Annotated in this window: 12 protein-coding genes; 9 read left to right on the plus strand and 3 right to left on the minus strand. The window is 70.9% G+C overall.

Translation table 11 applies throughout. The annotated features are described in order from the left end of the window. Positions 1-4 precede the first annotated feature (4 nt). Both ABZU76_RS17435 and ABZU76_RS17440 read left to right on the plus strand, forming a co-directional pair. Complete coding sequence (locus ABZU76_RS17435) at positions 5-205, plus strand: NAD(P)H-binding protein (RefSeq protein WP_354870332.1); 201 nt, start codon at positions 5-7, stop codon at positions 203-205. 205 nt (positions 206-410) lie between these two features. Continuing rightward, entirely contained in the window at positions 411-1,076 is a 666-nt protein-coding gene (locus ABZU76_RS17440; protein WP_354870334.1) for a hypothetical protein, read from the plus strand. A 106-nt stretch (positions 1,077-1,182) separates the two neighbouring features. Here ABZU76_RS17440 and ABZU76_RS17445 read toward each other — a convergent pair whose 3' ends face one another. Next, the gene (locus ABZU76_RS17445) at positions 1,183-2,058 is read right to left on the minus strand and encodes a LysR family transcriptional regulator (RefSeq protein ID WP_354870336.1); all 876 of its coding nucleotides are present in this window, start codon (positions 2,056-2,058) and stop codon (positions 1,183-1,185) included. A gap of 70 nt (positions 2,059-2,128) precedes the next feature. Here ABZU76_RS17445 and ABZU76_RS17450 point away from each other — a divergent pair, with 70 nt between their 5' ends. The 5 genes from ABZU76_RS17450 to ABZU76_RS17470 all read left to right on the plus strand — a co-directional run bounded on the left by ABZU76_RS17450 (position 2,129) and on the right by ABZU76_RS17470 (position 9,119). Further along, the gene (locus ABZU76_RS17450) at positions 2,129-3,919 is read left to right on the plus strand and encodes a gamma-glutamyltransferase (RefSeq protein WP_354870338.1); all 1,791 of its coding nucleotides are present in this window, start codon (positions 2,129-2,131) and stop codon (positions 3,917-3,919) included. Positions 3,920-4,057: 138 nt separating this feature from the next. Next, positions 4,058-5,689 (plus strand): ABC transporter substrate-binding protein, encoded by a 1,632-nt coding sequence (locus tag ABZU76_RS17455; RefSeq protein WP_354870340.1) that lies wholly within the window; start codon positions 4,058-4,060, stop codon positions 5,687-5,689. Positions 5,690-5,692: 3 nt separating this feature from the next. Continuing rightward, on the plus strand, positions 5,693-6,649 hold the full coding sequence (locus ABZU76_RS17460; RefSeq protein ID WP_220240382.1) for an ABC transporter permease: 957 nt from the start codon (positions 5,693-5,695) through the stop codon (positions 6,647-6,649). Then, the gene (locus tag ABZU76_RS17465; protein ID WP_354870342.1) at positions 6,646-7,518 is read left to right on the plus strand and encodes an ABC transporter permease; all 873 of its coding nucleotides are present in this window, start codon (positions 6,646-6,648) and stop codon (positions 7,516-7,518) included. Before ABZU76_RS17460 ends, ABZU76_RS17465 begins: the two co-directional genes overlap by 4 nt. Positions 7,519-7,529: 11 nt before the next feature. Continuing rightward, on the plus strand, positions 7,530-9,119 hold the full coding sequence (locus ABZU76_RS17470; RefSeq protein WP_354870344.1) for an ABC transporter ATP-binding protein: 1,590 nt from the start codon (positions 7,530-7,532) through the stop codon (positions 9,117-9,119). Positions 9,120-9,199: 80 nt separating this feature from the next. Here ABZU76_RS17470 and ABZU76_RS17475 read toward each other — a convergent pair whose 3' ends face one another. After that, complete coding sequence (locus tag ABZU76_RS17475; RefSeq protein ID WP_354870346.1) at positions 9,200-10,687, minus strand: sialidase family protein; 1,488 nt, start codon at positions 10,685-10,687, stop codon at positions 9,200-9,202. Between the two features lie 154 nt (positions 10,688-10,841). On the opposite strand from ABZU76_RS17475, the gene ABZU76_RS17480 reads away from it, so the two are divergent. Beyond that, the gene (locus ABZU76_RS17480; RefSeq protein ID WP_354870349.1) at positions 10,842-13,634 is read left to right on the plus strand and encodes a transcriptional regulator; all 2,793 of its coding nucleotides are present in this window, start codon (positions 10,842-10,844) and stop codon (positions 13,632-13,634) included. 4 nt (positions 13,635-13,638) lie between these two features. Here the strand turns inward: ABZU76_RS17480 and ABZU76_RS17485 are convergent, their stop codons facing one another. Continuing rightward, entirely contained in the window at positions 13,639-14,226 is a 588-nt protein-coding gene (locus ABZU76_RS17485) for an ABATE domain-containing protein (protein ID WP_354870351.1), read from the minus strand. Between the two features lie 119 nt (positions 14,227-14,345). Between ABZU76_RS17485 and ABZU76_RS17490 the strand changes: the two genes are divergently transcribed. Then, positions 14,346-14,894 (plus strand): carboxymuconolactone decarboxylase family protein, encoded by a 549-nt coding sequence (locus tag ABZU76_RS17490; RefSeq protein WP_354870353.1) that lies wholly within the window; start codon positions 14,346-14,348, stop codon positions 14,892-14,894. Positions 14,895-14,921: the final 27 nt, after the last annotated feature.

The raw sequence follows: 14,921 nt of genomic DNA on the forward strand, positions 1-14,921 counted from the left end.
CCTTGTGACCGGCGCGAGCGGCAACGTCGGCTCGGCACTGATCGCCCTGCTCGACGCGGAAGCCGTAGCTGCTCACCGCGACCCGGCCAAGACCGCTCGCGCGCTCGAGTCCGGACAACCGGCGGTGACGCTCGATCTCGCGAAGCCCGAGACGCTGCCGCCCGCGTCGGCTGGCATCGACACCGTTTCCTGCTCGGCGCGGTAGTGTACGGGCCGGCCGCCCGACCCTTTTCGGCGGCTCCCAGAAGACGCCGACAAACCCCCGGGCAGCCCTCGCTGACCGCGCCCCGGGCCGCCTGCGAGCGCACTCCGCGGGCGGCCCCGGACCGTGGCCTAACCTTTGCCCTGCACCGGAACCGGCGCCGCTCGTCGACGTCGAAGTCACCGGAGGCCTGAGGAAAGGGGCAGCGGTGCGAAGAAGATCCTGGTTTCTGGCAACCGTCACACTCGCGGCGACGGTGGCGTTGACGGCCTGCACGCAGACCACCACCGGCCAAGCGCAGCCCAGCCCGGCGGGTGACGTCGGGCAGCTCGGCGGCTCGCCGGGCACCGGCTCCCCCGTCCCCTCCACGCGACCGTCCTACCCCTCCACCGACGGCGTCACCGCGACCATCGCCACCATGACCGTCACCCTCCCCGCCGGCACGCAGTACGCCGTCGAGTCGCGCGACCCCGGCTACGAGGGCTGCCTGCAATCGGCCACCTTCGCGTGCGCGGGCAAGATCCTGGACCTGCGCCAGGCCGCCGACGGGGGCATGATCAACCTCCCCAGCTCGACGCGGGCGTTCGGCTGGTACCCCGGCACGGACGTCCCCACGTGCATCGGCCCGTCCGCCGACCCCGGCGTCGCCTCCGAAGCCACCGGCGGCGCGGTCCTGGAACACGGCTTCGCCCCGGTCGGCCCGAAGAAGGCCGAATACGCGCGCTTCCAGGAAACCTGCAAGGACCCGGCACAGAACAACCAGGTCCGCATGTGGTGGCTGCCCACCAGCAAACTCCTCATCGTCGAACACGCCAGCACCCCCGCCCAGGACGCGGCTTTCGACGGGATGATGGCTTCGGCCAAGTTCAGCTGACGCCGACGCCGCGGCCTGAGCAGCAAGGCATGCGAGGTGGCGACGGCGATGGAACATCTCCGCAAGCCCGAATCCGACGGGCGACTACCGCGGCTCCGACCACGTCTCAGGAAACGCCCGCCAACGTCGTGTCGAGAAATGCCTGCGTAGCCGCCGTGATCGGCCCGGACCGGTGCACCAGCCACTGCGGTAACCGTTCGGCCGGCGAGAAGCGCACCACCTCCGCGCCGGCGCGGCGGGCCAGGTCGGTCCAGCCGTCGGGCATGAGGCCGGCGCCGATGCCGCGCAGGACCATCGGGAGGACGACGCTGCGGTCGCCCACTTCGGCGGCGATGGAGACGTCCGGGACGGTCGCGGCGATGCGGTCGAACAGTGCGCGCACCGCCGTGGCGGGTTTGGTGACGACGAAGCGCATCCCTCGCAGGTCGGACCACTCGACCGGGTCGCCCACGCCCGAGCCTGGGGGCGCGACCAGCAGGAACTCCTCGTCGCGCAGGTGGTGGGCCACCAAGCCGGGGCCGGTCGGACGCTCCGCGCTGCCGCAGACGCCGGCCTCGCAGCGGCCCTGCAGGACCATCGCCACGACCTCCGCCGCCGACAGCGCCGAGGAGGTGCTCACCAGCACGCCCGGGTGACGTTCGCGCAGGTCGGCGATGATGCTGATCACCGGTTCCAGCGCGGAGGACGACGTGGCTGCCACGTCGACGCGCCCGGCGAGACCATCGCCGACGGCCCGGGCCGCGGCGCGCAGGGCGTCGAGGTCGCGGAGAACCAACCGCGCGCGGTCGGCCATGAACTCGCCCGCGCTGGAGAGCACGGCGTTGCGGCCGACACGGTGGAACAGCGCCACACCGAGCTCGTGCTCCAGCTTGGCGATCGCGCGCGACAGCGACGGCTGGGCCACCCGCAGCGCCCGCGCCGCGTGGGTGAAGCCGCCGTGCTCGACGATCGCGACGAAGTACTCGAGCTGCCGACGTTCCATAGCACCAGGCTATCGCAACGGTGTCATACATGTCTTTGACGTACGCCGACGTACGCGCGACGATGCAGGGATGTTCCAGACCCGTCCCACGTTGCAGGGCACCTTCGGAATGGTGTCGTCCACCCACTGGCTCGCCTCGGCCGCCGCGATGGCCGTGCTCGAAGACGACGGCAACGCCTACGACGCCGCCGTGGCGGCCGCGTTCGTGCTCCACGTCGTCGAACCGCACCTCAACGGCCCCGGCGGCGAGGTGCCGATGATCGTCGCCCCGGCGGACGGCACGCCGAAGGTCCTCTGTGGACAGGGGGGCGCGCCGGCCGGCGCCACGATCGAGCACTACACCTCACTCGGCCTCGACCTCGTGCCCGGCACCGGCCCGCTCGCCGCCGCCGTGCCCGGCGCGGTCGACGCGTGGCTGCTGCTCCTGCACGACCACGGCACCAAGCCGCTGCGCGAGGTCCTCAAGTACGCGATCTCCTACGCCGAAAACGGCCACCCCACCGTGGACCGCGTCGGCGCCACTGTGGAGACCGTCCGCGAGCTGTTCGAGACCGAGTGGACCACCTCCGCCGAGCTCTACCTCCCCGGCGGACGCTCACCGAAGCCCGGCGAGCTCTTCAAGAACCCCGCTCTCGCGAACACCTGGCGCCGCCTCATCACCGAGGCCGAAGCCGCAGGCGCGAGCCGCGAGACGCAGATCGAAGCTGCCCGCAAGGTCTGGCGCGAAGGCTTCATCGCCGAAGCCATCGCCGAGTTCGCGGCGAAGCCCACCATGGACACCTCCGGCGAACGCCACGCCGGCACCCTGACCGGCGACGACCTCGCCGCCTTCCGCGCGACCTACGAGGACCCGGTCACGTTCACCTGGAACGGCTGGACCATCGCGAAAGCCGGCCTGTGGAGCCAGGGCCCGACGCTGCTGCAGCAGCTCGCACTCCTGCCGGACGCGGACGGCCTGGACTACGCCACGCCGGACTACTACCACACCCTCATCGAGGGCACGAAGCTCGCGATGGCCGACCGCGAAGCCTGGTACGGCGACAGCGCCGACGTCGACATCGCCACGCTACTTTCCCCCGCCTACAACGAAACCCGCCGCAAGCTGATCAGCGAACGCGCGTCGCACGAGCTGCGCCCGGGCCGCCCCGACGGCCGGGAACCACGTCTGAGCAAGCACGCCCAGTACGTGGCGAGCGGCGGCGCCGTGGCCACGGCCGCCGGTGCGGGTGAGCCGACCGTCGCCAAGGACGGGGCGACGCGCGGCGACACCTGCCACCTCGACGTGGTCGACCGGTGGGGCAACATGATCGCCGCGACGCCGAGTGGCGGCTGGCTGCAGTCCAACCCGGTCATCCCGCGGCTCGGGTTCCCGCTCGGCACCCGGCTGCAGATGGCGTGGCTCGACCCCGGCCTGCCCAACTCGCTGGCCCCGGGCAAGCGCCCGCGCACCACGCTCACACCGTCGCTGGCCTCGCGCGACGGCGTGCCCGTGATGGCATTCGGCACCCCCGGCGGCGACCAGCAGGATCAGTGGAGCGCGCATTTCTTCCTCGCCGTCGCGTTGCGCGAAAAAGTGCGCAGCGGCCTCGACCTGCAGGGCGCGATCGACGCACCGAACTGGCACACCGACAGTTTCCCCGGCTCGTTCTACCCGCGCGCGATGGTGGCCGGCAGCGTCACCGTGGAATCGCGGGTCGGCGACGATGTCATCGCCGAACTGGAGCGCCGGGGCCACCTCGTGACCGTCGGAGAACCTTGGTCCGAAGGGAGGTTGTGCGCCGTCGCCCGCGACCCGGAGACCGGCGTTCTCTCGGCCGCGGCGAACCCCCGCGGAATGCAGGGGTATGCCGCCGGGCGATAATCACCGCACATCCCGCCGAAAAGCGGACCCGATTCCCGGGCCCGCTTTTCGGCATGTCCATTTTCGGCGAATAACGATTTAACACGCATTAACCAGCCGGAAATCGAGTGGGGGAAAAACCGACGTACGTTGTTCGCCATGTCTCCTCGGTCCCTGCTCCCCCTCCTGGCCGGGCTGGCGGTGCTGACACTCACGGCGTGCGTACCCGTGCAACACGCGAGCGCTCGCAGCGAGCACCACGACGACTTCGGCACCCCCGTCGGCAACCGAACGGTCCAGCGCGGCGGCGACCTCGTCATGGGCCTGTCCAACGAGCCCGACAAACTCGACCCCACCACGTCCAGCTCGCTCTACACGCGCTACGTGATGACCACGATCTGCGAAAAGCTCTACGACATCGACGACACCAGCACCATCGTGCCGCAGCTGGCCACCGCGTTGCCGGTGGTCTCCCCCGACGGGCTCACCGTCACGATCCCCGTGCGCACCGGCATCGTCTTCGCCGACGGCACCCCGTTCGACGCCCCGGCCGTCGCGACGAGCCTGCGCCGGCACTTCGAGCTCAAAACCTCCCAGCGCAAAAGCGAAATGGGCCCGATCAGCCGCATCGACGCGCCCGACAAGAGCCACGTCGTGCTGCACTACAAGAAGCCCTTCGCTCCCATCACCGCGGCGCTGGCCGACCGCGCCGGCATGATCATGTCGCCCGCCGCACTCGCCAAAGAGGGCGACGACTTCGGCGAGAACCCCGTGTGCGTCGGCCCGTTCAAGTTCGTGAAACGCGTGCCACAGACCGAGATCGACGTCGAGCGCGACCCGCTGTACTACAACGCCAAAGACGTCCACCTCGACACGATCACCTACCGGATCATGACCGACGCCAACATTCGCGCGGCGAACCTGCGCTCGGGTGACATCCAGGTCGCCGACACGATCTCGCCCCAGGACGTCGACGCGCTCGCCCAGGACCCGGATCTCAAGGTGCTGCAATCTCCTTCCCTGGGCTACCAGAGCGTCACCTTCAACACCGGGAACGTCGACGGCGTCGGCAAACCCACGAAGCACATCGACAAACCCATCGCGAACGATCCCCGCATCCGCCTCGCGTTCTCCCTGGCCCTGGACCGGCAGACGCTCGTCGACACCGTCTTCAACAACTGGTTCGACCCCGCCTGCTCCCCCGTCGCCCCGAAGACGCCTTATTCGTCGGCCGCGAGCGACGCCTGCCCGCCGTTCGATCCCGCGAAATCACGGCAACTGCTGAAAGAGGCCGGGGTGCCCGTGCCGTTCCCGATCTCCTTGCAGGTGACCAACACCCAGGACCAGCTGCGGTACGCCCAGGCCCTGCAGGCCAGCGTCGCCGAGGGCGGGTTCGACGTGAAGATCGTGCCGGTCGAGTACTCCACCCTGCTGGACGTGCAGAAACGCGGCACCTTCGAGGCGCTGATGCTCGGCTGGTCCGGCCGCATCGACCCGGACGCCAACACCGCGCGCTTCCTCTCCACCGGCTCGGGCGGCAACTACGGCGGCTTCAACTCATCCACATTGGACAACCTGCTGTCGGGTGCCGCACGCAGCATCGACACGAAGCAGCGCGCCGCGCTCTACGGACAGGCCGTGCAGCTGATCCAGCAGCAGAACCCGATCGTCTACACCTACCGGGTCCGCAACCTCACCGTGCATTCCACCCGCGTCACCGGCATCCAGGTGTACGCCGACGGGGTGGTCCGGCTCGGCAAGGCCGCGTTCACCGGCAACCAGGAGGGCTGAGCCGTGGGACGTTACCTGCTCCACCGCCTGTGGCAGTCCGCCCTGACGCTGGTGCTCGCCTCGATCGTGGTCTTCATCGGCGTGCGCGCGCTGCCCGGTGACCCCGCCACGGCGATGGCCGGCGAGGAAGCCGACCCCGCCGCCATCGCGGCCGTGCGGGCGCAGCTCGGGCTCGACGACCCGTTGCCGGTGCAGTACTTCAAGTTCGTCGGCCACGCGCTCACCGGTGACTTCGGCAAGTCCGTGCGCACCGGTACGCCGGTGCGGGAGATGATCGGCGCGACCCTGCCGGTGACGGTGCAGCTCGCGGTGTTCGCGATGCTGGTCGCTGTCCTGATCGGCGTGCTCGCCGGAGTCGTCGCCGCGGTGTTCCGCGGTCGCTGGCCCGAGTGGGGCGCCAACGGCTTCTCGCTGTTCGCACTGTCGGTGCCGACGTTCTGGCTCGGCATCCTCGCCGTGCTCTACCTGTCCGTGCAGCTGCGGTGGTTCCCCGCGTCCGGCTATGTCTCGCCGTTCGACCAGCCGTTGCGCGGGATCTACTACCTCACGCTGCCCGCGGTGATCCTCGGCCTCACGCACGCGGCGGTGGTGCAGCGGCAGACCCGCTCGTCGATGGTCGAGACGCTCACCGCCGACTTCGTGCGCACCGCGCGGGCGAAGGGACTCGGGCGCGCCGCCGTGATCTTCCGCTACGGCCTGCGCAACAGCCTCATCGTGGTCACCACCATCGTCGGGCTCCAGCTCGGCGGGCTCATCGCGGGCGCCGTGGTCACCGAGCGCATCTTCAGCCTGCCGGGCATCGGCAAGCTGACGCTGGACTCCGTCTTCACCCGCGACTACCCGGTGATCCAGGCCGTGGTCCTCGTGATCACGGCGGCCTACATCGTGATCAACCTGCTCGTCGACTTCCTCTACACGGTCATCGACCCACGCCTGCGAGTCTCCGGGAGGACCCGATGACGATCGCCGCCGAAACCCCCGCGCCACTGGCCCGTGTCCACGGCCGCGTGACGCGCCGGCTCCTGCACAACCCGCTGGGCGTGATCGGCGGTGTGCTGCTGCTGATCGTCGTGATCGCCGGGGTGTTCGCGCCGCTGCTGGCGCCGTACGCGCCGACGGCGGTGCACTTCGAGACGCCGTTCCAGCAGCCGGGCACGGTCGGGTTCGCCCTCGGCACCGACGACCTCGGCCGCGACATCCTCTCCCGCGTCTTCTACGGCACGCGCGCGTCGCTGGAGGTCGGGGCCCTGTCGGTGCTGTTCGCCGTGGTCGTGGGCGTGCCACTCGGACTGCTGTCCGGGTACTGGCGGTGGCTCGACGCGCTGATCTCCCGGCTCGCGGACCTCATGCTGGCGTTCCCGTTCCTGATCGTCGCCGTCGGGCTCGCCGCGATCAACGGCGGCGGCCTCACCAACGCCGCGATCGCGCTCGGCATCGCGCAGATCCCGACGATGACCCGCGTGGTGCGCGCCGACACGTTGCGGCTCAAGGAAACCGACTTCGTCCTCGCCGCGAACACGATGCACGCCGGGTCGTGGCGGATCCTCGGGCAGCACGTGCTGCCCAACGCGCTGTCGGCGATCATCGTGCAGGCCACGGTGATCATGCCGGTCGCGGTCATCGGCGAGGCGGTGCTGTCGTTCCTCGGCCTCGGCATCCAGCCACCCGCGCCGAGCCTCGGGATCATGCTGTCCGACGCGCAGCAGTACCTGTTCCGCACACCCTGGCCGGGCATCTTCCCCGGGATCGCGCTCGCCTTGATCTGCCTGGGGTTCAACCTGTTCGGCGACGCCCTGCGCGACGCGCTGGACCCGAAGAGCACGCGGTGAAGGGGACCACGATGACCGAACCGCTCCTGGAAGTCAGCGACCTCGAGGTGTCTTTCGGCCGCACCCGGGCCGTGCGGGGCGTGAGCCTCGAGGTGGCACCGGGCGAACGCGTGGCCGTCGTCGGGCAGTCCGGCTCCGGCAAGTCCACCACCTCGCACGCGGTCATCGGCCTGCTGCCCGGCGCCGGGCGCATCACCGGCGGCGCGATCCGGTGGCGCGGCGAGGACCTCACACACGCCGGGGAGAAACGGCTGCGCCGCCTGCGCGGGCGCGAGGTCGGGCTGGTGCCGCAGGACCCGATGTCCAACCTCAACCCCGTGGCGCGGGTGGGCCGGCAGGTCGCCGAAACCCTGGTGGCGCACCGGACGTGCTCGCGCCGGGAGGCGTGGGCCCGGGCGGTGGAGCTGCTCGGCGAGGCCGGGATCCCCGAACCGGCGCGGCGCGCACGGCAGTACCCGCACGAGTTTTCGGGCGGGATGCGCCAGCGCGTGCTGATCGCGATCGGCCTGGCCTGCCGGCCCGACCTGCTCATCGCGGACGAGCCGACCTCCGCACTCGACGTGACCGTGCAGCGGCAGATCCTCGACCACCTGGAGAAGCTCACGCAGGAGCTCGGCACGGCGTTGCTGCTGGTCACGCACGACCTGGGGCTGGCGGCGGACCGGGCCGACCGGGTCGTGGTGATGTCCGAGGGCAAGATCGTCGAGACCGGCCCGGCGCGCCGGGTGCTGACCGAGCCGCGGGAAGGCTACACGCAGCGGCTGGTGGCGGCGGCTCCGTCGTTGACCGGCCCGATGCGCGAGGCCTCGGCGGCCGCTGACGTGGTGCTCGAGGTGTCGCACGTGGCGAAGGAGTACCGCGTGCGCGGCGGCGGTGGTGCGCTGCGGGCCGTGGACGACGTGTCGTTCACCGTCGGGCACGGGCGGACCACGGCGATCGTCGGCGAGTCCGGTTCGGGCAAGACGACCACCGCGCACATGGTGCTCGGCCTCGTGCCCGCGACGTCCGGCACGATCCGCCTCGACGGCGCCGAGGTCGTCGGCCTGCGCGGCGCTCGGCTGCGGGCCGCCCGGCGTGCGATGCAGCCGGTGTTCCAGGACCCGTACGCGTCGCTCGATCCGATGTGGACGGTCGAGCGGCTGATCACCGAGCCGCTGCGGACGTTCGGCGTCGGCGACCGCGCGTCGCGGCGCAAGCAGGTGGCGGAGCTGCTCGACCAGGTCGCGCTGCCCGCCGCGCTGGCCCAGCGTTATCCCCACGAGCTGTCCGGCGGCCAGCGCCAGCGCGTCGCCATCGCCCGCGCGCTGGCCGTACGTCCCCGGCTGGTCGTGTGCGACGAACCGGTTTCGGCGCTGGACGTGCTGGTGCAGGACCAGATCCTCGGCCTGCTGCGGAACCTGCAGGAGGAACTCGGGCTGAGCTACCTGTTCATCTCCCACGACCTCGCCGTGGTCCGGTCGCTGGCCCACGACGTGCTCGTGATGCAGGCCGGCCGCGTCGTCGAGCACGGACCGGTAGGCGAGGTCCTGTCCTCGCCGGCCGATCCGTACACCCTGCAGCTGCTCGACGCCGTGCCCGGGGCCGGCACGTTCACCTCGTGACGAGCCAGGGGTCCTCCGGCCTTGTCGAGCCGGAGGACCCCTGGTTTCAGCCGCAGTGTCCGATCTGTCGCGGTGTCCGATCAACCGCAGTGTTCGAGGGGGCTGTCGTACTTGTCCGCGCCGATCGCGCCGCCCCACTGCACGCACTTGCCCGCCGCGGCCGCCGACACCGGCCCGGCGTAGTAGGAGAACGCGCCCGAGTCCGTCTTGCGCGTCGCACCCTCCACCTGCAGGTAGGCCGAGGTCTGCGACGGTGTGCCCGCGCCGGTCTTCTTCATGGTGCTGACGCAGTTCTGGCCGTTCGCCGCGTTGTAGGACAGGTACGCGGTGCCCGCCGTGCCCAGCGGGGCCGAGTCGATCACGCCGTAGCCGGTGCCGCAGGCCGGGGCGCCGAGCTGGGTCTCCGACACCGTGGACCAGCGGATACCGGCGTCGGCCTGGAACTCGGGACCGGCCTCGTACAGCAGTCCGACCGACGTCGGGCTCAGCGAGATCAGGTCGGTGTAGGACGCGTCCTGGCCCCACACGAGCAGGCTGTTCGCGTCGCTCGTCCACGTGCCGCCCTCGTCGAAGGAAGAGCGCACGCGCAGCTCCTTGCGCCGGTCGCAAGTGGACGGTCCGGCGAACAGCAGCCGGTCGTAGGCGCCGCCGGCGGTCGTGGCGCTCATCTCCAGCACGGAGCCCTGCACCTGCGGGGTCGTCAGACCGGTCTCCACGGCGAACTTCTTGTCGAACGTCGCCCCGCCGTCGGAGCTGATCGCGAAGGCGCGGTTGTGGATGGCGCAGGCGTCGGCGGGCTTCGAGTAGTGGTCGTTGCGCGCGGCCGCGTAGATGCGCCCGTCGGCGAGCTCGGTGACGCTGATCTCCTGCGGGTTCAGCGTGTTCGGGTCGGCGGCCTGGTCCGACGCGCCCAGATGCCAGGTGACGCCCTGGTCGTCGCTGTAGATCAGCGTGCCGAAGTTCGGGCTCGACGGAGTCACCTGGTAGCCCATGCCGACCACGAGCCTGCCGGCGTGCGCGCCGTGCTGCAGCACGATGCCGTGACCGGGGCCGGTCGCGAGCCAGTTCGGCGCCGCGGAGAAACCGAGCTGCGCGGTGAGCGCTTTGGGGGCCGTCCAGGTCGCGCCGTTGTCGTCGCTGTAGCTCACGCGCGGCACCCGCCCGCACGGCGCCGATTTCACGCACTGCATCTCGGTCAGCAGCACGACCCGGCCCGTCGGCAGCACGATCGGCACCGCGTTGTCCTTGGTGTCGCCGAATCCCTGCACCGCGATCGTCGACGCGCTCCACGTCTTGCCGTTGTCCTTCGACCGCTTGAGCACCACGTCCACATCACCGATGTCCGCGCAGTCGGCCCCCGTGTGCCGTCCCTCGGCGAAGGCGAGCAGGTCGCCGTTGTGCGCCTTCACCACCGCGGGAATGCGGAAGCAGTCGTACCCTCCGGTGTTCGCCTGGAACACCGCCGTGCTCGCCACGTCGGCCGATGCGGGCGCGGCGGGCAGCGCCCCCAGCCCCGCGGCCGCGGCGGCGGCCGCCAGCACCCCGGTCGCGAAACGTCTCAATCCCATGATCCCGGCTCCGTCCTGACGCCTGTGAAGTGCGGCCAGGATCGCGGCGGACCGTACAAGCGCCGTACAACGGCGATTGTTCTCGGCGCGCCGCGAGGCCGAAGTTTCCGGAATCGCCGGTGTCGGGGCGTTCGCCCCGATAGGATTCCGCGCTGTGACCGCGCCGCCACAGTCTCTCGCCGATGCCCTGCCGGAACCCGCGAAGAACGCCGAACCGGTCCGCGACGAGCTGGTCGAAGAGCTGCGCGAGTTGATCAAGCCCACCGCCGAGGCCATGCTCGGCTTCTTCGCCGAATCCCCGGACGCGACCGTGGCTCACCGGGTGCGGGACGAGGGCGTGCGGTCGGAGGTCGTGCAGCGGGTCGCCGGCGACTCGGACACGCTGCTCAGCGAGACCAACGAGCAGATCTCCGTGCTGCGCCAGGCCCGCCAGGCCCTCGACGCGCACGAAACCCCGCCCCAGCAGGCGGCCGGGCAACCCGACCGGCGCGACAAGGTCGCCCACGCACTGCTGGGTTCCGCCCTGTGGCTCGGTGTCCTGTTGCCGGTCGTCGTCTGGCAGCTGCTGCAGACCCCGCTGACCCCGACCGCGCACTTCTGGGTGTCGGCGGCAGTGGTGGTCACGGGATTCGCTTTGCTCCGGCCGGCGCACCGCGCCGTCGCGCGGGCGGGTCGGCGGCTGAACGGCGAACCGGCCCTCGGCGGTGCGGGCTGGCCGTTCCTGACCGGCTTCGCCACCACGTACCTGTTGCTGATCCTGCGGCTGTGGCCCTCCTCGCGCGAGAGCATGGGCCCGGTCTGGGCGGTGATCGTCTGGGTCGCCCTCGGCCTCGTCGCCGCGTTCGCGCTGTTCATGGTGACGGCGATCGGGTTCATGAAGCTCAGGGACGAGCCGCCGGGCCGCCGCGTCCCGGGTCCGGTCGTCTGGCGGGAACTGCTCGTCACGGTGGCGGCGGCCGCGATCCTCAGCCCGGTTTTCACCGCAGCGGGCGGGGAATGGACCGCGTGGGTGGTGGCCGACGTGGTGTGCTCGCTGATAGCGGTCTTCGGCGGTCCGCTCCTGCTCGGCTCCGTGCCCGCGCGGCTCTCGCGGGATCCCGCCCGGTTCGGCAGTCCCGCGTGGACCCGCCGCCGCGACCAGTTGGAGCTGGCCCGCGAGACAGCGAGCAAAGAGTGGACGAAAGCCGCTGTGGCGCAGGTCGAGCAGAGTGTGCGGCTGCACCTCGCCGCGGTACTCGACCCGCCGTTCAGCACGGAGCTGCCTGAGCTCGATCCCGGTGCGCTCGGCCAGATGCGCCCCGGTGAGCAGGTCTTCCTGGACACCGACGCGGCCCGGCGGCTGCGGTCCTTGCTCTCGGGCATCCGCGGCGGCGCGGTCGGGATGGCGGGCCCGCGCGGCGTGGGCAAGTCGACGCTGCTGGAGGCGTACCAGGCGGGCCGGTTCCTGGACCCGAACCGCGTGCACATCGCGTTGCTGGAGAGCGTTCCGGTGCGCTACGACGCGCGCGAGTTCGTGCTGCACCTCCACTCGCGGATGTGCGAGGCGGTGATCAGGTTCTGCGAGTCCGAGGGCGCCGAGGTCGTGGACCGGCCGAGCCGGTGGTCGGCAGTGTGGCCCGTGCTGCGCCGGGCGTGGCCGTTCGCCGCCGTGGTGGTCGCGTGGGTCATCGTCGGTGTCCTGGGGTCGCTGACGTTGCGCAGTCCGCAGGCCGACCTGCGGACCTGGCTCACGGCGAACTGGTGGGCGCTCGTGACACTGCTGGGCGTGGCCGGTGTCGCGACTCTGGCGCGGCGTCGCCGCCGCGTGTCGTCACCGGAGCCGGCCGACGTTCGCGAGCAGCCCGGCCTCGAACCCGGCGATGTGCGGGCGCTGAAGGCTGTCGCGGAGCGCAACCTCGGCCGGATCCGGTATCAGCAGAAGCACACGTCGGGCTGGTCGGGGAAAGTCGGCCTGCCGGTCGGTGCCGAAGCCGGCGTGAGCGGCTCTCGGGAGACCACCCGGCAGCCGCTGACGTATCCGCAGATCGTGCACGAGTTCAGCGCCTTCCTCGAGGTGACGGTCGACTGCGTCCGCGGGTTGCGGCAGATGGCGACGCCGTCCGTGGTCGTCATCCTCGACGAGCTGGACAAGATCGTCTCGGCGGAGGCGGCCCAGGATTTCGTCAACGAGATCAAGGCGGTGCTGACTTTCGACGTGCCCGGTTTCCTGCTGCTGGTCTCGGTGTCGGAGGACGCGCTGGCGTCGTTCGAACGCCGTGGGCTGCCGGTGCGCGACGCGTTCGACAGCACGTTCGACAGCATCTTCCGGCTGGAGTACCTGCGGCTCGGCGACGCTCGGCAGCTGCTGAACCGGCGCGTGCTGGGGCTGCCGGAACCGTTCGTGTGCCTGGCGCACTGCCTGTCCGGCGGGCTGCCCCGCGAGCTGATCCGCGTGACTCGGCAGGTGCTCGGCTCGGCCGGGCAGCTGGCCGACGTGGCGCACCGGCTCGTCGGCGAGGAACTGCGGGACAAGCGGGCAGCCCTGCGCACGGTCGTGGGCCGCGACACCTTCGACGACGTCGCCGTGAGCGAGCTGGTCCGGCACGTCGACGCCCATGCCGTGGCTGACGGCGCTTCACTGCTGACGGCCGCGGCTCAGCCGCCGGTCACCGCTGCGGTGACGACCGAAACCGTTGCCCTGCACCGGCTTCAGCTCGAAACGCTCGGGCACCTGTACTACCTCGGCACCGTCCTCGAAGTGTTCGGCCCGGTGTTCGGCCCGGCGGATCTCGAACGCGGGCGCGGCGAGGGAGACGCGTCGTTCGACACCCTCACGTCGGTCCGGCAGCTCTTCCCGGTCAACGCGCGGCTCGCTTGGCTGACCATCAGCGCGTTCCGCCGGGCGTGGGACCTGCCGGTCGTCAACCCGCCGGACCCGCACACCGCCAGGAGTGACAACGGCGCGTAGCCCGTCAGCTCTTGGCGTGGTGACGCTGGTAATGCCGCTGAACGCGCGCCCTGTTCCCGCACCCGGCCGAGCACCACTCACGCCGGGAGTGGTCTTTCACGAAAAACAGCAGGCAGTTCGGCGCCAGGCAGGCGCGCAGCTTCTGCCGCTGGTCGCCGCCGAGTAGGTCGATGCCTTGGTGCGCCAGGAAAGCCACCGCGCGTTCGGCCGGGGTGCCGCCCGAACGCAGCACGCGCGCGGGCTCGCCGTCCTCAGGCCAGACGAGCTCGGCGCGAGTCTGGGCCAGGTCGTTGAGCGTGGCCAGCGCGTCGGCCCGGGCCACCTCGACCGCGACCGGGCGAGGGTCTTCCGTGGCCTCGGCGGCGAGCGCGCGCAGGGCGTCGCGCAGGCGTCGCAGCCGGTCGGCGACGGGCGCTGAGTCGCCGTCGAGCGCCACGCCGGCCTCGGTCGCGAGACGAGGGGCAACTGCAGCCAGCCAACTCGCGACGTCGGCCTCGTCCGTCAGTGCGTCGGTCACGCCGTCGCGGCCGGCGTTCACGGTGTTCATCAGCTCCACCGGGAGTGGTTCGCCGAGCAGGACAGCGGTCGTCATGGCACCCACTGTAGCACTGCCTAATGGAAGCCTGCGTCACAACCATTTGACACCGCCGGTCGACTCGTGCCACCTTGATCTAACGGTTATCCAAGATCCAAACATTAGGAAGGTCCGAGATGTCGACGCTGCCCCAGATCGAGCTCGAGCACGCCACCGGCCAGGCCGCGGTCCTGCTCACCGAGACGAAGAAGAACATGGGCGCGATCCCGAACATGGCGAAGACCATGGCGAGCAGCCCCGCGCTCCTGAAGGGCTATCTCGGCCTGTCCGGCGCGCTCGCCGGCGGCGTGCTGCCCGCCGCGGTCCGCGAGCGCCTCGCGCTCGCCACCGCCGAGTACAACCAGTGCACCTACTGCCTGTCGGCGCACACGATGATCGGCAGGAAGGTCGCCAAACTCGACGCGGACGAGATCGAGCGCGCCCGCCACGCCGACTCGGCCGACGAGCACGTCGCCGCCCTGCTCACCCTGTCCGACACCATCGCCCGCGGCCGCGGCACGATCGACGAGACCGTCCTCAAGACCGCCCGTGAAGCCGGTGTCACCAACGCCGAGATCGGCGAGGTCATCGGCAACCTGGCGCTCAACATCCTCACGAACTACTTCAACATCGTCGCCGACACCGACAACGAGTTCCCCGTCGTGCAGCCCCACCAGCACGACTGAGTTCGCCAGCGGGGTTCGAGTCGGAAA

The organism is Amycolatopsis sp. NPDC005232 (genome assembly GCF_040607795.1).
Lineage (GTDB): Bacteria > Actinomycetota > Actinomycetes > Mycobacteriales > Pseudonocardiaceae > Amycolatopsis.